We start from the raw sequence: 23,872 nt of genomic DNA on the forward strand, positions 1-23,872 counted from the left end.
ACCATGAGAAGAACCTCAGGCGCCACCTCGTTGTGGCGCAGATCAGTCGTGCCCGTTTCCGCCGCTCTCGTCCTCACCCTCTTCGGTGGGACGGTGCAGGCGACCGCTGCCCCGCAACCGGTTCCGGTGCTGCAGCAGGCCGCGAACAACGACCCTCCTCCACAGGAAGTGGACGAGGAGTACGAGTTCTACAAGATGTTCGTCACCGACATCTCCGAACACGCGGAAGACGTCGAGGTGCGCGACGCGGCCAAAGCCGCGTTGGCGGTCAACACCAAAGAGAAGCTGATCTGGTTCCTCGACCACGGTCAGGCGGAGGCGCAGGCGCGTGCCGACCAGCGCAAGGCCGCCGAGAACGCGCAGAACCGCGCCAAGGTCACGGAGTGGGCGCGCACCGGTGGCCCGAACGTCAAGGCCGGCGCACAGCGCGCGTTGGACGCCGGTGACCGGGCGATCAGGGACTTCGTGGCCTACGGCTACGAGATCGCGCTGAAGCAGGACAAGCAGCAGGCCGAGGACGACAAGGCCGAGCAGGACCGCATCATCGCCCGCGTCCGGGACATGGTCGCCATCGGCGGCCAGCAGGTGAAGATCGAGGGCGAGGCCGCCCTCGCGAGCAACGACTACGCGCGGATCCGCCAGTTCTACCTCGTCGACTACCACGAGGCGAACAAGCGGGACCACGACTTCCAGATCGTCATCCAGAAGGCGCTGGAGGATCGCAACAGGTCGATCACCGAGCTCGACCAGATCGCTCGCCGCGCGGAGACGGCGGCGAACGCGCGGGCCGAGATCATGCGGGCCAACATCGACGCGGTCAAGCACCTGGAAGACGTCACGTACGCCATGAAGCGGGCCGTGGAAGCGGCTCACAAGGCGGACCAGATCTTCCGCGACGACAAGCCGGGCCGCGCTCATGGTCAGCTCGGGCGCAACGAGCTGCTCGACGTCGAGCGCGCCAACGCCGCGCGGGAGGCCGAAGCCGCCGACCGCATCGCGCTGGCGTCCGTCGAGACGAACACGCGTGCGCGCAACGCGGCGCAACGACTGGTCGAGACCGGCATGACCGACGGCCTGGACTGGGCCAAGGTCACCATCGGCATCGGCAACGCCGTCGACGCCGCCGCGCTGGCCGCCGAGACGTCGATGCACGCGGCCACGGCCACGCTGGCCGACAGCCGCGCGCTCGACGCCGACCGCAACGCCCAGGAACACGCCAACAACGCGCACAAGTACCGCGCGGAGGCCGAACGCCAGGCGACCAAGGCGGCCGAGCTCGCCGAAGCGGCGAAGAAGCAGCGCGACATCGCGATCGCCGCGCGCAACCGCGCGGAACAGCAGAAGAACATCGCGATCGCCAAGGCCGCGGACGCCCAGCGCAACGCCGCGGCGGCACGCAACCACCGCGTCGCCGCCCAGAACGCCGCACGCAACGCGGCCTCCACGGCGAACACGGCCTTCGCCGCGAACGCCGAAGCCTCACGGCTGGCCGGCGAGCACGACGCCGCGGTGGACAAGGTCCGCTCGATCCAGACCCAGGTCGACGTGATCGGCAAGCTGCACTCCGCCAACCTGATGAGCCTCGACCGCATGGAGCTCGCGCTCCGTGATCGTGAGGCGCTCGCCAGGGAACGCGGCGAGAACGTCGAGGAGGTCACCAGGGAGATACGCGGCCAGGTCGGCGTCGCCCGCGGTGCCGCGAACGAGTCGGCGGGCTGGGCCTCGGCCGCGGCGGCGTCGGCATCGGCGGCACAGGCAGCGGCACAGCGCGCCGCGGCGGCCGCACAGGCCGCGCGCAACGCGGCGAACACGGCGACCAGGGAGGCGGTGACCGCACGCCGGGCCGCCGACGAGGCACACCGGATCACGCTGGAAGCGGTGAACGTGGCGCTGGGCGCCAACGCGTCCGCCGAGATGACCCAGCAGGAGGCGGAAGCCTCGGTCCGCGAGGCGAACCAGGCCGTCTTCCAGTCCGTGATCGCGGACCGGGCGGCGTCGGCGGCGGCAGCGTCCGCCTCACTGGTCATCGACTCGGCGCGAGCGGTCGAGGTGATCCTCAAGCCGTTCGCGGCGATCAACGCCGACGCCCGCAGGGCGCTGCAGACCGTCGCCGACGCACTGCTCATCAGCGAGGAGCAGTCCCGGCAGGCCCGCGAGAAGGCGGACGAGGCGGCCCAGGCAGCGGTCAGGGCGTCCAAGGCGGCCGACGACGCCGTCGCGGACGTGAAGCCCGCGTACGAGGCGGCGGCCCGTGCCGCCAACTCCGCGAACGAGGCGGCGCAGTACGCCCAGACGGCGAACGACGCGGCGAACCAGGCCGTGCAGCACGCCCAGGGAGCACACAGCGCGGCCGGCACCGCGGGCCGGTGGGCGAACAACGCCCAGCAGGACGCCGTTGCCGCCGGCAACGCCGCCGCGGCAGCCAGCGCCTCGGCCGCGAGTGCGGACCGGGCGGCAGCGGCGACCGAGCAGATCTACACGATGGCACGGGCCAGCGCCGACAAGGTGCAGGAGTTCGTCCAGTCGGTCGCCGACCGGATCCAGGACGTCCACGAGTACCGCATCCGGCTCGACAGGGCCGAGCAGATCGCGCGGGAGGAAGCCGCGCAGAAGGCCGCGGCTCTCAACAGCGAGCTGGCCAGGGGCATCATCACGATCGACCAGTGCCTCAAGCAGGGCAACTTCGAAGCCTGCAAACGCGCGGTCGGCAAGGTGGAGGAGACCACCAAGAACGGTCTCAGGGCCTATGGCGAGGCCGCGCTCGAGTCGATGAAGGCGGGTGCACGGTGTGCCGCCGGTGACCAGGCCGCCTGCCAGTTGCTGCGCGACGGCAAGGACCAGCTCACGCTGCTCTACAAGCAGATCGGCCAGGGCATCGTCGAAGGCGCCACGGGTGCGCTGGACGGCTTGCTCACGACCCTGGACTGCATCGGCGGCACGGTAGTCGCCGGCGACTACTCGTCGTGCAAGCAGATCTGGGACGGACTGGTCTACACGGTCCAGAACCCGTACACGCTGATCCACCTGGAGGAGTGGCACGACAACCCGGCCAAGGCACTCGGCCTGACGATCTGGGACGTGTCGTTCGGTGCGACGAGCGCGGCGTTCAGCGGCGGCGCCGGGGCGTTGACCAAGACGCTCGCCATGCTGAAGAACTCCCTCGGCAAGGGCGTCGGCAGGGTTCTCGACAACGTCGCCGATCTCCGCACCTTCGTGGTGAGACTGCACGACAGCGTGCCGGACAGGCTTCCCAGTTCGGTCGGCGAGATCCTCAACGCCAAGGTCCGCATCGAGAACGGCGTCGGCAAGATCGACAACGCCGTCGTCGCGATCGACGGCCGGCTCTACCGCCTGGATTCGTACTCCAGCCGGCTGGAGGGCGACCTCGACAAGCTCGACGGCTCGACCCTGCGCGTCGACGGCGGCTCGATCAGGATCGAGAACGGCCTGGCCAAGCTTGACGACGCGAAGCTCAAGGTCGAGCAGCCCTCGACCTGTGCGCTGGGCCTGATGTCGGCTTCGGCAGCGGGATGCCCGGACCCGGACCCGAACGCCGAGGAGACGTACTACAAGCCTCGGGTGGTGAACGGTCAGTACCGCCACGACCTCGACGAGCTCAAGATCCGGATCGACGCGGACGACTACGTCTGGGGCAAGGAGCAGCTGAGGAAGGCCGGAATCGCGGAGAAGGCGATCACCCCGGACATCGACGAGATCGCGAGGACCGTGGGTGCGCGGCGCGAGGGCTTCGGAAAGGAGCTCAAGAGCGAGTCGTCCTTCATGCGCAAGCAGTTCGAGGAGACGGACGGCGGCAAGAAGTCACCGGAGTCGATCAAGTCGAAGATGAACGACTCGGTCCGGTACACCTACATCTTCGAACCGAACAAGTACACGCCGGGCTACGAGAACCTGATCAAGGAGTTCGCGAAGAAGGGGTACACGCGGATCGAGCTCAAGAACTTCTGGTTCCGCAACCAGAAGGACCTCCCGGAAGGGGCAGAGCCCACCGGCGGTTATCCCGGTATCAACATGACCTGGGAGTCGCCGGAGGGACAGCTGTTCGAGCTGCAGCTCCACACTCCTGACGGGTACGCCGCGAAGGTCACGGAGACCCCGTTCTACGAAGACCGCCGTACGCTCCGTGCGGCCATCACGGCGATCGAGGCTCAGGCCAGGACCGAAGGTCGCCCGCTCACGCACTTCGAGAAGACGAAGATCTCGATTCTCGAGGGCCAGAGTGAAGCGATCAAGCTGGAGACGAAGAAGCTCTTCAGCCCGATCAAGCCTCCCGAAGGCGCGATCAGGATCCCGGAGTTCCCGGTGAAGTGGCCGTCGTAGTGACCTGACGATGACCGAGGTGCCCCTCGTACCCGCGAGGGGCACCTCTCTCCATGAGAAGAGGTACAGGTGCGGTACGCATACTTCGCCATCGTCACCGACGCCCATCCGCGGCCGGAAGAACCCGCGGTGATGTGCCGCCGCTGGGTGGACGACGGCGGGCAGGTGCACGACGAGGTGTTCACGAGCGACCTCATGTGGTCACCCAGCACCGCGTTGAGCAGTGCGGAGACCGGTTCCGGCGAGGTGCACCAGGTCGACGTGGAGACGGCGGCACGGTTCCAGAAGGCGGTGCGCGAGCGAGCGCTCCAGGTCGTGTCCTCTGACGAGCAGTACTCGTACCTCGCGTGGGTCGACCAGGGATCCGTGCCGGACGATCCGACCGGGCTGCTCAGGACGTGGACGACGGCGCAGGCCTTCGAGCGGGAGGAGCGTTACGTCGCGGGATCGGGCTGGGAACGCAGCTACGTCCGCGAGGACTGGCAGCGCGGCCGCCACAACGGCAGGTTCGTCCAGATCGACCAGGCCACCGCCGAGCAGATCGTCCAGCGCTGGGAACAGCGTCGCGCCGAACAGGGCTGATCAGCGGAAGTCCCGTGACTTCGACGGGATCCGCAGGTCCAGGTGCTGCAACCGGTCCGCCAGCAGGCTGACCACCCCCTCGGCGGACTCGACCACGCCTCGCACGAGCATCGCGCCGCTGCCCCGCGCCACCCGCCGGTACCGCGCCCACAACCCCGGCGAGCACACGACGTTCACCATGCCCGTCTCGTCCTCGATGTTGAGGAACGTGACCCCGCCCGCCGTCGCCGGCCGTTGCCGGTGTGTCACCGCGCCACCGATCAGCACTCGGGTGCCGGGTTCGACCGAGGCGAGCGAGTCCACCGGCAGTGCGCCCATCGAGTCCAAAGTGGACCGGACGAACTGGGTCGGGAAGCTGTCCGGCGACAGGCCCGTGGCCCAGACGTCCGCCACCGCCAGTTCCACGTCGTCCATGCCGGGCAACGCGGGTGCGTCGACGCCGACCACGGTGCCGGGCAGGCGGTCCGGCCGGATGGCTGCCACCGCGCCGGCCGCCCAGAGCGCTTCGCGGCGTTCCAGGCCGAAGCAGGAGAAGGCACCCGCGGTGGCGAGGGCCTCCACCTGGGCCGCGGTGAGCTGCACTCGGGTGCCGAAGTCCTCCATGTCGCGGAACGGTTGTGCGGCAACGATTCGGTCGGCGTCCGCGTCGCCGATGCCGCGGACGGCGGACAGACCGATGCGAACGGCGTTCTTGCCCTCGAACGGTTCCAGGCCCGCCCAGGGCAGCGAGCGGTTCACGCACGGGCCGTGCACCGTCACGCCGTGGCGCCGGGCGTCGATCACCAGCGACTGCGGCGAGTAGAAGCCCATCGGCTGAGCCCTGAGCAGGGCCGCGCAGAACGCCGCCGGGTGGTAGAGCTTGAACCACGCGCTCACGAACACCAGGTGCGCGAACGACAGCGCGTGCGACTCCGGGAAGCCGAAGTTCGCGAACGCCAGGAGCTTCGCGTAGATGCGGCCGGCGAGTTCGGCGTCGATGCCCTGGGCGGCGCAGCCCTCGTAGAAGCGGTCGCGCAGGCGTTCCATGCGAGCCGTCGAGCGTTTGGCGCCCATCGCGCGGCGCAGTTCGTCGGCCTCGGCGGCGGCGAAGCCGGCCACGTCGACCGCGATCTGCATGAGCTGTTCCTGGAACAACGGCACGCCGTAGGTCTTCTTCAGCGCGTTCTCCAGCAACGGGTGGTCGTAGTCCCACTTCTCGACCTCGTTGCGGCGGCGGATGTACGGGTGCACCGAGCCGCCCTGGATCGGGCCCGGCCTGATCAGCGCCACCTCGACGACCAGGTCGTAGAACTTGCGCGGCTTCAGGCGCGGCAGCGTCGCCATCTGCGCGCGGCTCTCCACCTGGAAGACACCGACCGAGTCGGCTTTCTGGAGCATCTCGTAGACGGCGGCGTCGGCGAGGTCGATCTTGCCCATGTCCACGTCGACGCCTTCGTGGTCGCGGACGAGGTCGATGGCGTAGTGCAGTGCGGAGAGCATGCCGAGGCCGAGCAGGTCGAACTTCACCAGGCCGATGGACGCGCAGTCGTCCTTGTCCCACTGCAGCACCGTGCGCTTGTCCATGCGCGCCTTCTCCACCGGGCACACCTCGCTGACGGCGCGGTCGCAGATCACCATGCCGCCGGAGTGGATGCCCAGGTGGCGCGGGAAGTTCTCCAGCTGCGCGGAGAGTTCCAGCACGTCTCGCGGGATGTCGCAGTCGTCGGTGGTGGTGTCGAGCGGGCCCCACCTGTCTATCTGCTTGCTCCACGCGTCCTGCTGGCCCGGCGAGTGGCCGAGCGCGCGGGCCATGTCGCGCACCGCGGAACGGGCGCGGTAGGTGATGACGTTCGCGACCTGCGCCGCGTGCCTGCGGTCGTACTTCTCATAAACGTGCTGGATGACCTCCTCGCGCCGGTCGGACTCGATGTCGACGTCGATGTCGGGAGGGCCGTCGCGGGCGGGGGCGAGGAACCGTTCGAAGAGCAGGTCGAAGCGGACCGCGTCGACGTTGGTGATGCCGAGCGCGAAGCACACCGCGGAGTTCGCCGCGCTGCCCCTGCCCTGGCAGAGGATGTCGTTGCGCTTGCAGAAGTCCACGATGTCGTGCACGACGAGGAAGTAGCCGGGGAACCCGAGCTGTTCGATGATCCGCAGTTCGTGCTCGATCTGCCCGAACGCCTTCTCGTCGCTCTCGTCGTACCGCCGGCGCGCGCCTTCGTAGGTGAGGTGGCGCAGCCAGCTGATCTCGGTGTGGCCGTCCGGCACGTCGAACGGTGGCAGCTTCGGCGCGACCAGCCGCAGGTCGAACGCCAGTTGCATGCCGAGCAACGCGGCGTTGTGCACGGCTCCGGGGAAACGGCGGAACCGGTGGAACATCTCCTCACCGCTGCGCAGGAACGCGGCGGGGGACGGCGGCAGCCAGCCGGCCATGTCGTCGAGGCTGCTCCGCGCGCGCACGGCGGCCATCGCGGCGGCGAGCCTGCCGCGGTTCGGGGTCGCGTAGTGCACCGCATTCGTTGCCACGACGGGAAGTTGCAGCTTCTGCGCCATCGCGTTGAGGATGTCGTTGCGCCTGCTGTCCTCCGGCAGGCCGTGGTCGGTCAGCTCGACGTAGACGCGTCCCTTGCCGAACAGGTCGGTGAGCCTGACGATCTCCTCGAACGCCGCCTCCGGACCTTCTCTCACCAACGCCCTGCGGACGGTTCCCTTGCGGCAGCCCGTGAGCACCACGACGTCGCCCTTGGTGTCGGCGACGATCTGGTCGATGTCGTAGACGGGTTTGCCCTTCTCCGCCCCCTCTTCGAGATGGCCGGTGGTGAGCGTGCGGCACAGCCCGTGGTAGCCGGGCTGTTGGCGGGCGAGGAGAAGCAGGTGGTCGCCCTCGGGATCCGGTTCGCCGTTGGCGGGTCTGCTCAGTCCGATGCTCAGCTCGGCGCCGAACACCGTGTGCATGCCGAGTTCCTTGGCGGCCTCGGCGAACCGCACGACGCCGTACATGCCGTCGTGGTCGGTGATCGCGATGGCGTCGAGCTTGAGCCGTTGTGCCTCCTCGACCAGTTCCTCTGGATGACTCGCGCCGTCGAGCCAGCTGAAGTTGGAGTGGCAGTGCAGTTCCGCGTACGGCACGCGCTTGCGAGTGGTCGCGAGCTCGTCCGCGCGCAGCTCGAAACCCGGCGGGGCGGTGTAGCGGTCGCGGTGTCTTCCCCACCCCGGACCGTCACCGCCGTCGGGTTTCTGCTCGTAGGGCTTGCCGGAGAGAGCCCGTTCCAGCTCCCGCCAGCGGACCGGCGGGTTATTCCAGCCCATCGACTTCCTTGCGCGGCAACGGGATCAAAGTCTCCAGCAGATCCCAGTACTCGTCCTGCATCAGTCGTACACCCCTTCCAGAAACCACTTCTTGTTCCTGCGGATCAGCAGGAACGCCTGGTCGTTCGTCTGCACCTGGATGCGCGCGGCCCGGTGCGGGTCCGGCGCCCACCACCGCTCGTCGACCGGCCACGGACCGGCCCACGCGGTGATCTCGCGCGCTTTCCCTTTGACGGTCAGCTTCTTCGGCTGCGCGGTGAGCTCGAGCCTGCCGGTCACGCCGACCTCGGCGCCGTTCTCGTCGCTGAGCTCCGCGGGGTCGTCGGCGAGCGTCGCGGGCGCCCTGGTGAGCCGGCCGGGCCACGGGTGGTCAGGGTTGCGGGCCGGCACCCGTTCGTCGCCCCACGGCACGAGCCTGACCTGTTCCTTCGGCCCCCTGCCTCCGTCGATGACCCCGGTGAGCACGCCGTCCGGGCCGAGCAGCCCCTGCACGTGCAGCAACGCCCGCACCGCGCGTTCGTCGTCGTGGCCCCACAACCCGAGCTGCAGCGCGGTGCCGTTGACGACCTCGACAGGTTCGAGGGTGAGCGTGCGGATGCCGGAGGTGAGGCGTTCGCGGGTGAGCCAGCCGTCGAGCTGCCAGCGCACCCGGTCCGCGATCCCCCGTGGTGTCAACGGTTCCGCGGCCCGCCACACCCGGTGCAGCTCCTCGTCGTTCTCGGTGCGGGCGTGGATGCCGAGCCGTGTGCACGCGAGACTTCTGGCCGCGAGGTTCTCGTGCAGCCGTTCCGAGAGGATCTTCGCGGCGAACGCGGCCGCGTCGATGCGCTCGACCGGTTCGTCGAAGGTCTCGGTGACGGCCAGCTCCGGCGCGGGCCTGCGCTTGTCGAGCGGGCGTTCCGGCAACCCGCGGGCCAGCCGGTGCTGCCTCGTGGCGGGGCCGCCGAACCTCGACGCCACCGCGTTCTCCGGCACCTCCGCGAACGCGCCGAGCGTCTTGAGGCCGAGCCTTCTGAGCAGGTCGACCAGCTCGGGAGCGTCGAGTTCGTGCACGCCCAACGGTTTCAGGAACTCCGCGGTCCGCTCCGGCGGCACGATCACGTTGCGGTGCGCGGCTTTCGTGGCCGCGAACAGGCTGTCGGCCACGCCCACCTGGGCCTCCGTGCCGGTGCGGGTGGCGACGTGGTCGACGATCCGTTCGGCCGCCTGCTCCGCCGACTTGAAGTAGCCGACCGGTCCCTGCGCCGGCACCGCGACCAGTCCCGGCTGCACGACCTCGATGCCGGGCGCCAGCTCCTCGACGGCCTCCGCGACCGGCTCGAAGAACCGGGCGTCGCGCTGCGGGTCGTGCTCGAAGGTGATGAGCTCCGGGCACATCGCCTCGGCCGCGCGCCTGCGCATGGCCCGGCGAATCCCCTCGGACCGCGCCACGGCCGAGGTGGACACGATCTCGTTGCCGTCGACCACCGCCACCGGCACGTGCAGGGCGGTGCCGGTGGCGGTGCAGGCGGCGACGACGGGCCAGTCAGGACACCAGACCGCGAGCAGACGTGTCTCCCTCACGTCGACGGACTCTTCTGCGCGAGCCTGACCAGGCGTTCGATTGCTTCTGCCCGCCTGGTGGCCAGTTCGTCGGACCGCTCCGGACCGGCATCAGCCGGCTCGTCGGAACGGGCCGGTCCACCGGCCACCAGCGGGAGCTCGATCTCTTCCTCGCCGAACGTCAGCAGCACCTGCTTGGCGCGCCCGGCCGAACCGCGGCCGCCGCTGCGCACGCTGATCTGCTGACGCCGCAACGTCTCCGCGCCGTCGCTCAACGGGTTCCAGCGCACGGACTCCGCCGTCAGCTCCACGTCGGCCGAGGGCCAGGAACCGAAGGCGATGAGCACCGCGCGACGTTGACGAGCGCGGGCCGTCAGGCGACGCGCGAGGGAAGGGGGAAGTGGGCAGGCGACGGCCACCAGGTCCATGCCGTCCAGCAGGGCCGCGATGACCGGGCCTGGGTCGGAGCCCGGACGTGGGATCAGTGCGAGGCGTTGCACCGCGACGCCCAACTCCGCCGCGGCCAGCACTCCCACCTGGGGCAGGCCGACCACGGCGGCCCAGCAGCCGTCCGCGGTCGCACCAGCCAGCAGGGCGAGCAGCAACGATGTCGATCCGCCCACCGACACCGTGCTGCCACGCCGCAAGCCGCCCCACGGGAGCAGGCCCGCCAGTTCCCCGCGAACCGGCAGGACCCGCCCCGTGGCGTGGTCGGTGGTGGTGCTGGTCAACTCGCTGGCCGGGTTCACCCCGAGCGCGGCCAACGACGCCGTTGCCGACCTCAGCACTCCACCCACCTCCCGTCACGGACCGCGCGCACCCCTGTGCACGGCCACCGCGGGAAGTTCGGCGACTTGCTTATTCGAACTCTTGTTCGAACGAACGGGATGATCGTAGCGCGTGGACGCACCCTTGTGTCAATGCCAGAGCGTCACCCTTTTGGTGGACACGGCCACACGGGTGCGGGAGGTCCTCTACGGTGCCCAGAGCACTACTGGGAACTGGGGAAATCGTGAACCAACCACCTCCGCACGGCCGGCATCGGCAGCCAGGACCGCCACAGGGCCTGCCGCAGCAGGGCTACCGAACGCAACCAGGCTGGAGCCCTCCGCAGTCACCCGGGAAGAGCAAGGCCCCGCTGGTCGTCGGCATCCTCGTCGGAGTGCTGGTGCTCGCGGGCGTCGTCACCGGGCTCGTCATCTACCTCAACGTGCACAAGGACGGCGGCAGCGACAAGCGCGCCGACAAGCTGCCCGCGTTGTGCGGCAACGTCTCCGAGGCAGCGCTGGCCAAGGCGCACACGACGAACCCGAACGGGCTCATGTCCCGCGAGACGACGCTGTCGAAGGGCGTGCGCACGACCTGTTCCTGGAACCAGACCAAGGGTGTCGACGGCGAGGGCCACCGCACCACCGACGTCTCCGTCACCGACGAGGGCGAGGAGGCGGAGTCCGCTTTCAGCCGGTCCATCTCGATGTACATGGGCACCACCCAGGGCAGGCCGCTGCAGAAGCCGCTCAAGGGTCTCGGCGACGAGGCCGTGGTGGTCCTGGTGGAGACGAAGTCGGCGTTCACCGAGATGGCGGTCATCGTGCGCAAGGGCGAGCTGATCGTCAAGGTCGACCACTCCGGCTGGGACGCGGGGCTGTTCGCCAACACGAAGCCCGACCTGGCGGAGCTGGAAGCGGCCGCGAAGGGCGTCGCCGAAGAGATGGTCGCGAAGATCTGAAAAGCGAGAAGGGCCGCTCCCCCAACGGGAAGCGGCCCTTCTCGCAGCAGAACTAGTGAGCGAAGTGGCGCGTACCGGTCAGGTACAGCGTGACGCCCGCCTGCTCGGCCTTCGCGATGACCTCGGGGTCGCGCACCGAACCACCGGGCTGCACGACCGCGCGCACGCCGGCCTCCAGCAGCACCTCCAGGCCGTCCGGGAACGGGAAGAACGCGTCGGACGCGCCGACCGCGCCCTTGGCCCGCTCACCGGCGCGCTTCACCGCGAGGTGCGACGAGTCGACCCGGTTGACCTGGCCCATGCCGACGCCGACGGTCGCGCCGTCGTTCGCCAGCAGGATCGCGTTCGACTTCACCGCGCGGATCGCGCGCCACGCGAACTCGAGGTCCGCCAGCGTCTTCTCGTCCGCGGGCTTGCCGCACGCGAGCGTCCAGTTCGCGGGCGAGTCACCGTCGGCGTCGACGGCGTCGCGCTGCTGCAGGAGCAGGCCACCGGACACCGGGCGCATCTCGGCGCCACCGCGGGCGGGCGGCTCGGCCACGAGGATGCGCACGTTCTTCTTGCGCTGCAACACCTCGACCGCACCGTCCTCGTAGGACGGGGCGATGACGACCTCGGTGAAGATCTCCGAGACGAACTCGGCCATCTCCACGGTGACCTCGCGGTTCGACGCGATGACGCCGCCGAACGCGCTGAGCGGGTCGCACTCGTGCGCCTTGCGGTGCGCGTCCGCGATGCTCAGCTCGGACACCGCGATGCCGCACGGGTTGGCGTGCTTGATGATCGCGACGCACGGCAGCTCGTGGTCCCACGCGGCACGCCACGCGGCGTCACCGTCGAGGTAGTTGTTGTACGACATCTCCTTGCCGTGCAACTGCTTCGCCGAGGCCAGGCCAGTGCGGCCGTCGCCCTGCGTGTAGATCGCGGCGCTCTGGTGCGGGTTCTCGCCGTAGCGCAGCACGTTCGACCGGTTCCAGGTCGCGCCGACCCAGCCGGGGAAGCCGCTGCCCTCGTCGTCGGGAGCCAGCGCGTTGCCCATCCACGAGGCCACGGCCACGTCGTAGGAAGCGGTGTGCCGGAACGCGTCCGCTGCCAGGCGCTGACGGTCGGCCAGGGTAAAGCCGCCCTCGCGGACGTTCTCCAGCACCCAGTCGTAGCGGGCGGGGTCGACGACGACCGCGACGTTGGCGTGGTTCTTCGCCGACGCGCGGACCATCGCGGGGCCGCCGATGTCGATCTGCTCGACGCAGTCGTCCGCGGAGGCACCCGACGCGACGGTCTGCGTGAACGGGTACAGGTTCACGACCAGCAGGTCGAACGGCGCGATGTCCATCTCGCGCAGCTGCTGGACGTGCGAGTCCTTGCGCAGGTCCGCGAGCAGACCGGCGTGCACGCGCGGGTGCAGCGTCTTCACGCGGCCGTCGAGGCACTCGGGGAACCCGGTGACCTGCTCGACCGGCGTCACGGGGACGCCCGCGTCGGCCAGCACCTTCGCGGTGCCGCCGGTGGACACGATCTCGACTCCGGCCGCGTGCAGGCCGGTGGCCAGTTCCAGCAGGCCGGCCTTGTCGGAGACCCCGATCAGGGCCCGGCGGACCGGTCGCCTCTCGGCAGGAGTGCTCACGGAATGCTCACCTTTCGTCCGTTCACGGTGCAGCCCTCGCGGGCGAGCCGGCCGACTGTCTCGACGAGCAGCCGGCGTTCGACGACCTTGATGCGTTCGTGCAGGGTCTCCTCGGTGTCGCCGGGTTCGACGACCACGGCCTCCTGCGCGAGGATCGGCCCGGTGTCGACGCCCGCGTCGACCAGGTGCACCGTCGACCCGGTGACGTGCACGCCGTAGGCCAGGGCGTCCCGCACGCCGTGCGCGCCGGGGAAGGCCGGCAGCAGCGCGGGGTGGGTGTTGATCATGCGGCCGCCGAAGCGGGCGAAAAACTGCTCGCCGATGATCTTCATGAAGCCGGCGGACACGACCAGGTCGGGCTCGTAGGAGGCGACCGCCTCGGTCAGCGCCGCGTCCCAGGCCGTGCGGTCGGCGTGGTCGCGCAGCTTCACGGCGAAGTGGGGCACCCCCGCGCGTTCGGCGCGCTTGAGGCCCTCGATGTTCTCGCGGTCGGCGCCGACGGCGACCACCTCGATCGGGAGGTCGGCGTCCAGCAACGCCTGCATGAGGGTTCCGGAACCGGAGACGAGTACGACGACGCGCGCCGGTGTGGGAAGCCGAAGTTCGGTGCTCAGCGTCTACTCCTGGTCGTTGCAGCAGCTCAGGAGCAGCCTATGACGTCACCGTCCCGGCTTGCCGTCCAGGTCCTCCTCGGAGGGCATGCCGAGCATTTCGTCGAACTCCGCATCAAGGTCCTCCTCGTCCGCGGGGTCCTCGTCGGCGTCGGCAACCTGTTCGTCCTCAACGTCTTCTGGCTCTTCTTCGTACTCGTCCTCGTCGTAGTAGTCGTCGTCCTCGAGGTCCTCGTCGACCTCGAACTCGTCCGAGTCCACCACTTCGAGCTGTTCGAACTCGTCGGTGAGCTCGTCGTCCTCGAACACGACGTCCGGGTCGGCGGCCTCCTCGTCGAAGTCGGGTTCCACGAACTCGGCGCCGTCGTCCACGACCGCGACCTTCCTGCGGCTGCCGGCGAGCCAGGCCACCAGCGCACCCGGCACCAGCACCCACAGCGCCACCAGCAGCGCGAGCAGGCCCGCGGGCACCGTGACGGGGTCGAACGCGCCACCGGCCAGCCGTCCACCGGCCGTGGCGGCGAGCACCAGGCTGCCCACGCCCGCCGTGATCGCAGCCACCAGCACCGCCCGCACCCGCGAGGTCGGCCGGTCCGACACCTTGCGGCAGGTCCAGCCGACGAACACGCCGATCACCGCGCCACCGACGAGCACGCCGGGACTCCACACGAACTCGTTCTCCGGCATGGCCGCCAGCAGCGGCACCGGGGGCACCTGACCGCCGACGAACTCCACCGGCGAGACCTCGACCCCGCCCAGCGAGAACCCGGCGCCCACGACGTACGAGAACCCGGCGATGATCGCGTTCGGCAGGTAACCGAGGCACAGCAGGAACACGCCGAGGCCGACACCGAACGACGGACCGGCCCCCGCGAACAGCTCGCCGGTGCGCGACCACGACGCCGAAAGCCCTGCCGCCACGGCCAGCGCACCCACGCTGACCAGCGCGAACAACGCCATGAAACCGGAACGCAGACCGTGCAGCGCCACCGGGTCGAGCTTGTCGAACACGATCTCGACCAGGCCGCAGCGGTTGGCGACGCCGATCGTCGCGGCGAGACCGGACACCGCCGCGCAGCCGAAGAACGCGACGGCCGGTGTGGCACGCACGACACCTTCGCCCATGATCAGCGCAATGGCGCCGCCGACGACCGCGTGCGACCCGGCGATGCTGAGCACGACACCGCGGGCCTGCAACGGTTCGTACAGGCCCAGGCGGTCGGCGGTGCCCGCGGCGGTGCGGCTGATCAGCAGCATCAGCAACGCCGTCGGCAGCAGCGGCAGCACACCGAGCTGCCCCGACTCGAAGCGCAACGGCACGTGGTGCGCCGCCAGCCAGGCCGGTGCGGCGGCGCTGAGCACGCCTGACGTGGAGAACTCGGCGTACGTGGCGGTCGCGGAGACCAGCGCGAGGACCGCGGCGACCGCGGCGTATCCGACGACGACCGAACCGACCGCGGCGGCGACGAGCACCCGCATGCGTTCGGACCGCGAGAACTCCGGTGGGCGCACGGTGTTGACCTCGCGGGTCACATCGCGTTGCAGCACGGGCACTTCTCCACTGTGTCAGGCCGCCTGAGCCATTCGGGGCAGGCACGCCGGGTCATACGACAGGGGTGGTGCCGGAAGAACCGGCACCACCCCTGAGGTCGAACGGTGTGCGGACCTTACTGCTGCGGTCCGCCGAAGCCACCGGGCGGCGTGCCCGGCGAGCCGAACTGGCCGGGCTGCGGCATGAAGCTGGTCTGCTGCGGCGGCTGACCCGGCTGTGCGGGCTGCTGCGGCTGCTGACCGAACTGCTGCTGCTGGCCGAACTGCTGCTGGCCCTGCGGAGCCTGCTGCTGGGGAGCGCCCTGCTGCGGGTGCTGACCCTGCTGAGGGAACGCGCCGGACTGCGGGTTCCAGCCACCGGGCTGGCCGTGCTGCTGGCCCGCGTACGGGTTCGCCGGCTTCGGCTCGAACTTCACGATGCCCTCGGCGAGCAGGAACGCGAGCACGACCGCGGCCGTCTCGAGCAGCGCGACGATGAGCAGCACGATGTCGAGGCCCTGCACGGCCGGCGACTTGATGATGCCCTGCAGCTGCAGCAGCGTCTGCACACCAGCCAGGACCGCGGCGACCGGCACGAAGCCCTTCGGGGTGCTCGGGAGCACCGAGAGGCCCGCGAGCGCGCCCGCGGCGAGCAGGTAGACCACGTTGCTGCTGCTGACGTCGTCCGCGAACGCGACGAGGTACGCCACGAGACCGAGGCCTGCCGCCACCAGCGGGAGGATCAGGGCCAGGTTGATGTTGTTGGCGCCGGCGGCCCCAGGGGCCGGCGGCGGAGCCTGGTGCTGTGCCGGACCCGGCGGCTGCTGTTGGGGTGCGCCGTAAGGCACGGACATGTCGAGGTCTCCTCCTCAAACCAGGGTGCGTCGCGTGACGCTAACTGATGCGTTGCTCAGACGATGACCGGCTCATGCCGGTTCCGCCATCCGAGCGACGTCCAGCCTCCAAAAGTACTCTGCCCACGAACGCACGCGGGGACCTTTCGTACTCATAGTCGGTACGAAAGGTCCCCGCGTGCGGTGAAACTCCTGGAAGCAGAGTTCGTTCGGTGACCGAAACGGGCTTCGCCGGTTTCGGTCACCGGGCCGAGGGTCAGAGACCCTGCATGATCTCGCGCATCAGAGCGGCGGTCTCGGACGGCGTCTTGCCGACCTTGACGCCGGCGGCCTCGAGGGCCTCCTTCTTCGCCTGCGCGGTGCCCGCCGAGCCCGAGACGATGGCGCCGGCGTGGCCCATGGTCTTGCCCTCGGGAGCGGTGAAGCCCGCGACGTAGCCGACGACCGGCTTGGTCACGTTCTCCTTGATGTACGCCGCGGCGCGCTCCTCGGCGTCGCCACCGATCTCACCGATCATCACGATCGCGGTGGTCTCGGGGTCCGCCTCGAACGCCTCGAGGGCGTCGATGTGCGTGGTGCCGATGATCGGGTCGCCACCGATGCCGATCGCGGTGGAGAAACCGAAGTCCCGCAGCTCGTGCATCATCTGGTAGGTCAGCGTGCCCGACTTCGACACGAGGCCGATCTTGCCGCTGCCCGCGATGTTCGCGGGGATGATGCCGGCGTTCGACTTGCCGGGGCTGATGATGCCGGGGCAGTTCGGGCCGATGATGCGGGTCTTGTGGCCCGTCGCGACGGCGTGCGCCCAGAAGTAGGCGGTGTCGTGCACCGGGATGCCCTCGGTGATGACGACGGCCAGCTCGATCTCGGCGTCGATCGCCTCGACCACGGCGGCCTTCGAGAAGGCCGGCGGGACGAAGATCACGGTCACGTTCGCGCCGGTGGCCTCCATGGCCTCCTTGACGGTGCCGAAGACCGGGAGGACGGTGCCGTCGAAGTCGACCTTCTCGCCCGCCTTGCGCGGGTTCACGCCACCGACGATGTTCGTGCCGGACGCGAGCATGCGCTTGGTGTGCTTGGTGCCTTCGGCACCGGTCATGCCCTGGACGATGACCTTGCTGTTCTCGTTGAGGAAGATAGCCATCTGACTCAGACCCCCGCAGCCGCGAGCTCGGCGGCCTTGGCGGCCGCGTTGTCCATCGTGTCGACAACGGTCACCAGCGGGTGGTTGGCCTCGGCGAGAATCGCGCGGCCCTCCTCCACGTTGTTGCCGTCGAGGCGGACGACGAGCGGCTTGGTGGCCGAGTCGCCGAGGATCTCCAGCGCCTTCACGATGCCGTTGGCGACGGCGTCGCACGCGGTGATGCCACCGAAGACGTTGACGAACACCGAGCGGACGGCCTCGTCGCCGAGGATGACGTCCAGGCCGTTGGCCATGACCTCGGCGGACGCGCCGCCACCGATGTCGAGGAAGTTCGCGGGCTTCACGCCGTACTGCTCACCGGCGTACGCGACGACGTCCAGCGTCGACATGACCAGACCGGCACCGTTGCCGATGATGCCGACCTCGCCGTCGAGCTTGACGTAGTTGAGGCCCTTCTCCTTGGCCTTCGCCTCGAGAGGGTTCTCGGCCGCCTTGTCGACCAGCGCGGCGTGGGCCGGGTGGCGGAAGCCGGCGTTCTCGTCGAGCGTGACCTTGCCGTCGAGCGCGACGATCTTGCCCTGCGGGTCGCGGACCAGCGGGTTGACCTCGACCAGCGTGGCGTCCTCCGAGACGAAGGTCTCCCAGAGCTTCACGATGGTGTCGACGACCTGGTCCTTGACCTCGGCCGGGAAGTTCGCGGCGTCGGCGATCTCCGTCGCCTTGGCCACGTCGACGCCCTTGATGGCGTCGATGGCGATCTTCGCGAGGGCCTCGGGCTTGGTCGCGGCGACCTCCTCGATGTCCATGCCGCCCTCGACGCTCGCCATGGCGAGGAAGGTGCGGTTGGCACGGTCGAGCAGGAAGGAGAAGTAGTACTCCTCCGCGATGTCGGAGGCGGGCGTCACCAGCACGCGGTGAACGATGTGCCCCTTGATGTCGAGGCCGAGAATGGCGGTCGCCTTCTCCTCGGTCTCCTCGGGGGTGGAAGCGAGCTTCACACCACCGGCCTTGCCGCGGCCGCCGGTCTTGACCTGGGCCTTGACGACAACGGCCTGGCCGAACTTCGCGGCGATGGCCTTGGCGTCCTCGGGGTTGGTAGCCACATCGCCCGGCAGTACCGGGACGCCGTGGGCGGCGAAGAGGTCCTTCGCCTGGTACTCGTACAGGTCCACTCGGGTCTCCTGCGACGTCGGTGTCGGAACACCGCGCCTGGGTGGTCCTCAAGGGGCCAAGCGAACCCACTTGACGCGGCTGGGCCCAGACACTATCGAGCTGCAGGTACCGCTCGCACGCCACCACTGGTGAGGTCGGTCTCAACCGGTCTCGACAGCGGTGAGGTCGATCACGCGCGTGCGCGCGATATAGGAGAAAGCAGGCGTGCGAGTCGTCCGCGAGTCTTTTACGACACGTTTCAGCGGTTCGCGCGAGCCGCCATCAAGCCGGCCGCGATCACCAGCGCCGCAAGCGACGCCAGCGCCAGCCACAGACCGGGCGCCGCCACCGCACCTTCGACGCGACCGCCCGTCAGCGGCAGCTCGAGCGCCCGCACGCCGAGCAGCAGCGCACCGCCCACGAGCGTGGCCGCGCCGCGAGCGGGCTTCGACCGCAGCGCGAGGACGAGGGTCATGATCAGCACGATGAGGGAGATCAGCAGGGCCCACGAGACCGTCGGGTCGTTGTCCGGGACCAGGGTCGGTGAGGTGTACCTGTCACCGCGCAGGACCGGCAACGCGAAGGCGCCCGCCGCGAAGAGCCCTGCCAGCAGCACGGCGCCCAGCTCGGTGACCGGAACCTGTTCCTTCTTCTTGCCGTCCTCGGTGTTCTCCCGCTCGATCGCGCCCGCGAGGCCGGCACAGGTCAGTGCCAGCAGGCCGAGCGGCAGTTCGACGGTCATGAGCCAGAAGCCCGCACCCGGCTGCGCGACGCCCAGCTGGCTCGCCGCCAGCACCGGTTCGGTCGCGCCCGCCGCGGCGAGCTGCATGGCGAAATAACCGCCCACCAGTGCCGGGCGGACCACAGCGGCCGTGGACGGCAGCAACAAGAGGAGTCCCAGCCCGGCGAACGCGAGTCCGGCCGCCCAGAGCAGGTTCACGGACGCCAGGTCGGGAGCCACCCCGCCCGTCGTGAGGACGAGCTGCGGCAGCAGGGCACCGATGAGCATCGCGGCGGCGGAGAGAACGGCGAAGACACCCGCTGCCAGGTGCATGCGCTTGATAGAAGGCAACGCCGGGTCGCGCGTCTCGTCGCGCTTGCCGCGCAGCAGCCGCACGGTCCGGCCGTAGAGAGGTGTGATGGGCAGGACGAGAGCGGCGACCAGCGTGATCATCGCTCCCGCGCTGATGCTCAGACCGGTCACGACGGTGCCCGCCACCAGCGGCGGCACCACGACGGCCAGCAGCGCGAGCGTCACGCCGATCGTCCCGCCCTGCCGGGTGTCCGGGTCGGGTGAGCTGGCCGCGAGCGCGATCGCGAGCGGTGCGGCCAGTGCGATCAGCAGACCGCCGGTCAGGCCGAGCACCGGCAGGTCCCACGGCCCGCGGTCGAGCTGGAACGGGTCCGTCGAGATGAACGGCTTGCCCAGCAGCCCGATCGCCGCCCACGAGGCGATGAACACCGGCAGGGCGACCAGGGTCGGGGGCTCCGACTCGTCCGCGGGCATGCCCGCCCGTCCGGACGCGAGCGCGCCACCCGCGATCACCAGCAGGTGCCCGGCGATCAGCAGCCAGACGCCCGCCGACGGGACGACCGCGACGAGCGTCGCCGGCCGGAACAGCTCCGGGCGCGCCACCTCCATCGCGTCGAAGACGATCTGCAGGTCGCTCAGCAACCGTCCGACCGCGAAGACACCGGCCGCGGCGAGCAGTCCCGCCGCCACGAACGGGCGGCCGCGCATCAGCAGCACACCCGCGACGACCGGCGGCAACAGCGCCAGCAGGGCAAGCAGCGGCCACGAGGTGAAGGCGGGTTCCGCGCCGTCGACCACGCCGAGCAGCGGGCCGGCGGCCAGTAGGAGGGAGCCTGCCGCGGCGAGTGCCCACGACGTGCGCAGCCTCGCGGCCGCCGGGGTCTGGTTCTCGAGCTCGGTGCGAGTCATCGCGGGCGAACCTAGCAAGAGCGGTGTGTGCCCGTGTGTGGCCCGTTGTGCCTATTAAGACGAAATTCGTTCGCATGTGGAAAACGTCCGCCGGGTACTCCTAGGCCGTGACTTCATCACTTACCGTCGCTCATATGAGCGAGAGCGGCCGGTCGTGGATCACGCGCCTGACGGACGCGGTGCTCGACCGTGCCGGCTGGGGCGTGCACACGGCCCGCGACGTCGCGGAAGAGGTGAAGGTCGCGCTGCGGGCGATGGCCACGCCCGGCGGGATGCGCGGCGTCGCGATGGAAGCGGCCTGGCTGACGGCCCACGCGGTGCTCTACCCGTGGGGCGCGGTCACCGAACAGCTGCGCCCGGACGGCCAGTACCGGCACTACCGCACCGACGGCCTGCCCCCGCGTCAGCGCGGGCTGATGGTTTCGGCGATGGACGCGGCGGGCACCCCGATCGTGTTGGTGCATGGCATCGGGGACAACCGTTCCGCCTTCGCGGTGCTGTCGGGGGCGCTGCGAAGGCGGGGCTTCGGCGTAGTGCACGCCATCAACTACAGCGTGCTGACGGCGTTGACCGGAGACGTCCGCCGTTCGGCCGCCCTGCTGGGCGCCCACGTCGAGCGCATCTGCGAGCAGACCGGTTCCGATCAGGTGCACGTGGTCGGCCATTCGCTCGGTGGGCTCATAGCCAGGTACTACGTACAACGGCTACATGGCGACTCACGCGTTCGCACACTCGTGACACTCGGAACCCCGCACAGCGGCACGCTCGCCGCCTACGTGCTGCCGACGCCGCTGACCAAGCAGCTGCGACCGGGCTCCGAGTTGCTGGAGGAGCTCGCCGAGCCGTGCCGGCCGTGCCGCACGCGTTTCGTCGTGGTCTGGTCGGAGATGGATCAGATCATCGTGCCCCAGCGCAACGCCCGGCTGGAGCACTCGTCGTTACTCGTCGAAGAGCACCAGATACGTGATTCAGGTCACCTTTCTTTGCCGGTTGACACGAGGACTCTTCACGTAGTTGTGACGGCCATCACCCGATCGGATGACTTGTCAACTCACCCCATCGCCGCTGGCGGAGAGGCGTGTCGCGCGCCCGGCATGACCGATAGTCACAGTTGACAGTTGAAACCCGCTGGTTGCCGCCCATTGGGAGGACATAACGAACTGGGGTTTGCCCTCCGAGGCTTCCCGCCGTTATCGTCCCCCGGTCCGTTGTCACGGTCTGATCACAGAAGGACACCGAGTCAGAACCCCGAATCCTGACTCACCGGGAATCCCCCGCCCGGCAGTCCCGTCGATCAGGCTCCCCGAAGGCGGAAGGGCAAGCTTTGAGTCACCACCGCTCCCCCGGCGGCCATGAACGCAGTGCTGCGCTTGAAGAGGCAGTCGACCGCGCCAACACGCGCACGGTCAGCTCGCACAGGCTCCCCCCGCCACCGTCGGCGCTTCGCGGACGCATCGTCGTCGCCGCCGTCGCAGTAGGCGCGTTCGCAGCGGCAGGCGCCGGTCAGATCGGCCAGGCCGCAGCGGACGACAGCAAGGACGTCCAGCTCGCGAACCACGCCGACGGCGCGGCCTCCTTCACCGGCGTGGGTGGCGACACCGCCTCCGCACCGCAGATCCTCGCGGTCTCCAAGACCACCGCGGAAGGTTCCGCCGAGGCAGCCAAGCTTCTCCGCAGCCAGCAGCTCACCACCGAGCGCGAGGTCGCGGAAGCCGAGAAGAAGCGCCCGAAGTTCGTCCGCCCCGCCGCCGGTGAGTTCACCTCCGGTTACGGCGGCCGCTGGGGCACCATGCACCTCGGCATCGACATCGCCGGCCCCATCGGCACCCCGATCGTCTCCGCCGCGGACGGCGTGATCCTCGAGGCAGGGCCCGCTTCCGGGTTCGGGCTCTGGGTTCGCGTGCAGCACTCCGACGGCACCATCACCGTCTACGGCCACATGGACACGATCGGTGTCCGCGAAGGCCAGCAGGTCAAGGCCGGACAGCAGATCGCCCGGATGGGCAACCGCGGCTTTTCCACCGGACCCCACCTGCACTTCGAGGTGTGGAACCCCGACGGTCAGAAGATCAACCCGCTGACGTGGTTGAACGCTCGCGGTGTGACTGTCTGATCCACCGCTGGTTCGTGGATTGCTGAACTACGGCTCAGTAGCTTTCTGACGGGTGTTCGGCGGCTGGCCCACCTCGTGGTGTGGGTCAGGGTGTCTGAGACGACTCAGGGGCTGTTGTGGGCCGGGAGCCTCTAGCGTCGCTGTAGTCGCGCTGTGGCGGTGACGCACTTCTGTGGTTGTGCCTCCCGCCGGACGGGCCGCTCCCCGAGGCCGTGTCACGGGTTTCGGAGTTGTGGCGCCGGGCGTTACAACGCGGGCTGCTGCCTCAGTTGCAGGTCTGGGCGGGCGAAGTAGGTCGCCGCTACGCGCCAGACCGAGCACATGTGTTTGCGCCAGCGTGGGCCGCAGGCCTTGCAGGCCCCGCTCTCCGTTGGTTCGTGGTGGTGCAGCAGAGTGCGCCAGGCTTCGACCAGCCTGAGGGTTTCTGGGGATTCCAGCTGGTTGAGGATTGCGAACACACGTTCGTGCAGGGCGCCGGCCAGTACGTGATCCAATTCGAGCTCTCCCGCTGGGGTTGTGGCCTCATGCGGTTGATGATGCTCCGGGGGTCTGACAATTTTTGGACGCGGTGGGGGTGAGCTGCGTCGATGGTGTTGGCGGGGGCGATGACCTGGGTGGTTTTGGGCTTTGCCTGGGGCGTGCCGGGCTGCGTGCCGGTGGACCTGCGTGGGCACGTGAGGGCTGTTTCTGGGGCCGCGCCGCGGAGAAGTCCCTGGGCCTGCCTGGGAGAAAACCGAGACTGTGTCGGGCCTTTGGCCGTGTCTGAGCCGGATCTGGGCCAGGCATTGGCTGGATCTAACAGAGACCCAGCAGAGACCTAGCCCGGGCCGTGCAGGCAGTGAGAGTCCCTAGAAGACACTCCTGCCGAGTCCGTTGAAGACTGTCCATCGAAGCGGCGAAGACTGTCCTTGGAAGACAGTGCGGCCGGACCGCTCTCCCGTTCGGTCCGGCCGCACCTCGCCGCGAAGTTCGGCCCCCGCCATCCCTTCGCTCCCCTTGTGTCTGCAGGCTGCTCGTGTGCCTTGGACCGCCCCGAACGTTCCCTGGCTGTGCTGCTTGCGACACCCACATAGACGCACGTAGGGGCTTGCCGTTGCGCGGATTTTTGGATTTTTGTGCAATTCATCCGGGGGTGGGGAAGCTGCTGGTCACGGGGGTGGGGTTCGGGGGTGGGGGTTGAGGCGCGCCGGTTGGGTGGTTCGTCCCCCTGTTGCATCGGCGGCCTGTGGTCGAGAGTTCGCAGGTGGTCGCCTTGCGTGCTGCCGTGGCGGCTGATTCCTGGAGCTCCGCCCCAGACCCCGCCAATCTGATCAAAAGCCGGGGTTCACGCCATGCGCAGGTAGATGGCACGCCTGTTGCTTTGGGCGCAGTGGCGTTGCTTAGTGGGGCGCGGTAGTGGGGTGGTTTCGTCACGAGCCGAGCC

The 23,872-nt window shown here is 69.3% G+C and carries 15 protein-coding genes; 5 read left to right on the forward strand and 10 right to left on the reverse strand.

Features of this window, described 5'->3' with window-relative positions:
• The first annotated feature begins 3 nt into the window (after positions 1 to 3).
• The gene (locus ACSHWB_RS10045) at positions 4 to 4,338 is read left to right on the forward strand and encodes a hypothetical protein (RefSeq protein ID WP_439661809.1); all 4,335 of its coding nucleotides are present in this window, start codon (positions 4 to 6) and stop codon (positions 4,336 to 4,338) included.
• Positions 4,339 to 4,407: 69 nt separating this feature from the next.
• Positions 4,408 to 4,920 carry a hypothetical protein gene (locus tag ACSHWB_RS10050; RefSeq protein WP_439661810.1) on the forward strand — a complete coding sequence of 171 codons (513 nt, stop codon included), beginning with the start codon at positions 4,408 to 4,410 and terminating at the stop codon, positions 4,918 to 4,920.
• Here the strand turns inward: ACSHWB_RS10050 and ACSHWB_RS10055 are convergent, their stop codons facing one another.
• Genes ACSHWB_RS10055 through ACSHWB_RS10065 form a run of 3 tightly spaced genes read right to left on the reverse strand, consistent with a single transcriptional unit; the run spans position 4,921 to position 10,538 of the window.
• The gene (locus ACSHWB_RS10055; RefSeq protein WP_439661811.1) at positions 4,921 to 8,208 is read right to left on the reverse strand and encodes an error-prone DNA polymerase; all 3,288 of its coding nucleotides are present in this window, start codon (positions 8,206 to 8,208) and stop codon (positions 4,921 to 4,923) included.
• A gap of 60 nt (positions 8,209 to 8,268) precedes the next feature.
• Positions 8,269 to 9,771, reverse strand: a complete 1,503-nt coding sequence (locus ACSHWB_RS10060) for a DNA polymerase Y family protein (RefSeq protein WP_439661812.1) — start codon at positions 9,769 to 9,771, stop codon at positions 8,269 to 8,271.
• Complete coding sequence (locus tag ACSHWB_RS10065; RefSeq protein ID WP_439661813.1) at positions 9,768 to 10,538, reverse strand: hypothetical protein; 771 nt, start codon at positions 10,536 to 10,538, stop codon at positions 9,768 to 9,770. Before ACSHWB_RS10065 ends, ACSHWB_RS10060 begins: the two co-directional genes overlap by 4 nt.
• 224 nt (positions 10,539 to 10,762) lie before the next feature.
• On the opposite strand from ACSHWB_RS10065, the gene ACSHWB_RS10070 reads away from it, so the two are divergent.
• On the forward strand, positions 10,763 to 11,479 hold the full coding sequence (locus ACSHWB_RS10070; RefSeq protein WP_439661814.1) for a hypothetical protein: 717 nt from the start codon (positions 10,763 to 10,765) through the stop codon (positions 11,477 to 11,479).
• A gap of 52 nt (positions 11,480 to 11,531) precedes the next feature.
• Here ACSHWB_RS10070 and purH read toward each other — a convergent pair whose 3' ends face one another.
• The 7 genes from purH to ACSHWB_RS10105 form a co-directional block, all read right to left on the reverse strand.
• Entirely contained in the window at positions 11,532 to 13,103 is a 1,572-nt protein-coding gene (gene purH / locus ACSHWB_RS10075; protein ID WP_439661815.1) for a bifunctional phosphoribosylaminoimidazolecarboxamide formyltransferase/IMP cyclohydrolase, read from the reverse strand.
• On the reverse strand, positions 13,100 to 13,717 hold the full coding sequence (gene purN / locus ACSHWB_RS10080) for a phosphoribosylglycinamide formyltransferase (protein ID WP_439664560.1): 618 nt from the start codon (positions 13,715 to 13,717) through the stop codon (positions 13,100 to 13,102). Before purN ends, purH begins: the two co-directional genes overlap by 4 nt.
• A 45-nt stretch (positions 13,718 to 13,762) precedes the next feature.
• Positions 13,763 to 15,262, reverse strand: a complete 1,500-nt coding sequence (locus ACSHWB_RS10085; protein ID WP_439661816.1) for a cell division protein PerM — start codon at positions 15,260 to 15,262, stop codon at positions 13,763 to 13,765.
• A 119-nt stretch (positions 15,263 to 15,381) separates the two neighbouring features.
• Positions 15,382 to 16,098 carry a DUF5336 domain-containing protein gene (locus ACSHWB_RS10090; protein ID WP_439661817.1) on the reverse strand — a complete coding sequence of 239 codons (717 nt, stop codon included), beginning with the start codon at positions 16,096 to 16,098 and terminating at the stop codon, positions 15,382 to 15,384.
• Positions 16,099 to 16,354: 256 nt separating this feature from the next.
• Entirely contained in the window at positions 16,355 to 17,242 is an 888-nt protein-coding gene (gene sucD / locus ACSHWB_RS10095) for a succinate--CoA ligase subunit alpha (protein ID WP_439661818.1), read from the reverse strand.
• 5 nt (positions 17,243 to 17,247) lie between these two features.
• Complete coding sequence (gene sucC / locus ACSHWB_RS10100) at positions 17,248 to 18,414, reverse strand: ADP-forming succinate--CoA ligase subunit beta (RefSeq protein ID WP_439661819.1); 1,167 nt, start codon at positions 18,412 to 18,414, stop codon at positions 17,248 to 17,250.
• A 239-nt stretch (positions 18,415 to 18,653) separates the two neighbouring features.
• The gene (locus tag ACSHWB_RS10105) at positions 18,654 to 20,336 is read right to left on the reverse strand and encodes a hypothetical protein (protein ID WP_439661820.1); all 1,683 of its coding nucleotides are present in this window, start codon (positions 20,334 to 20,336) and stop codon (positions 18,654 to 18,656) included.
• A gap of 134 nt (positions 20,337 to 20,470) precedes the next feature.
• Here ACSHWB_RS10105 and ACSHWB_RS10110 point away from each other — a divergent pair, with 134 nt between their 5' ends.
• Both ACSHWB_RS10110 and ACSHWB_RS10115 read left to right on the forward strand, forming a co-directional pair.
• Positions 20,471 to 21,451 (forward strand): esterase/lipase family protein, encoded by a 981-nt coding sequence (locus ACSHWB_RS10110; protein ID WP_439661821.1) that lies wholly within the window; start codon positions 20,471 to 20,473, stop codon positions 21,449 to 21,451.
• Between the two features lie 209 nt (positions 21,452 to 21,660).
• On the forward strand, positions 21,661 to 22,449 hold the full coding sequence (locus ACSHWB_RS10115; protein WP_439661822.1) for a M23 family metallopeptidase: 789 nt from the start codon (positions 21,661 to 21,663) through the stop codon (positions 22,447 to 22,449).
• Positions 22,450 to 23,872 lie beyond the last annotated feature (1,423 nt).

Source organism: Lentzea sp. HUAS TT2, assembly GCF_051853195.1.
GTDB lineage: Bacteria > Actinomycetota > Actinomycetes > Mycobacteriales > Pseudonocardiaceae > Lentzea.

Excerpts from the sequence above, each read along its gene's own strand:
- ACSHWB_RS10045 (WP_439661809.1), top strand. The coding sequence starts at position 4 with ATGAGAAGAACCTCAGGCGCCACCTCGTTGTGGCGCAGATCAGTCGTG.
- ACSHWB_RS10055 (WP_439661811.1), bottom strand. The coding sequence starts at position 8,208 with ATGGGCTGGAATAACCCGCCGGTCCGCTGGCGGGAGCTGGAACGGGCT.
- ACSHWB_RS10090 (WP_439661817.1), bottom strand. The coding sequence starts at position 16,098 with ATGTCCGTGCCTTACGGCGCACCCCAACAGCAGCCGCCGGGTCCGGCA.
- sucD (WP_439661818.1), bottom strand. The coding sequence starts at position 17,242 with ATGGCTATCTTCCTCAACGAGAACAGCAAGGTCATCGTCCAGGGCATG.
- ACSHWB_RS10105 (WP_439661820.1), bottom strand. The coding sequence starts at position 20,336 with ATGACTCGCACCGAGCTCGAGAACCAGACCCCGGCGGCCGCGAGGCTG.
- ACSHWB_RS10110 (WP_439661821.1), top strand. The coding sequence starts at position 20,471 with ATGAGCGAGAGCGGCCGGTCGTGGATCACGCGCCTGACGGACGCGGTG.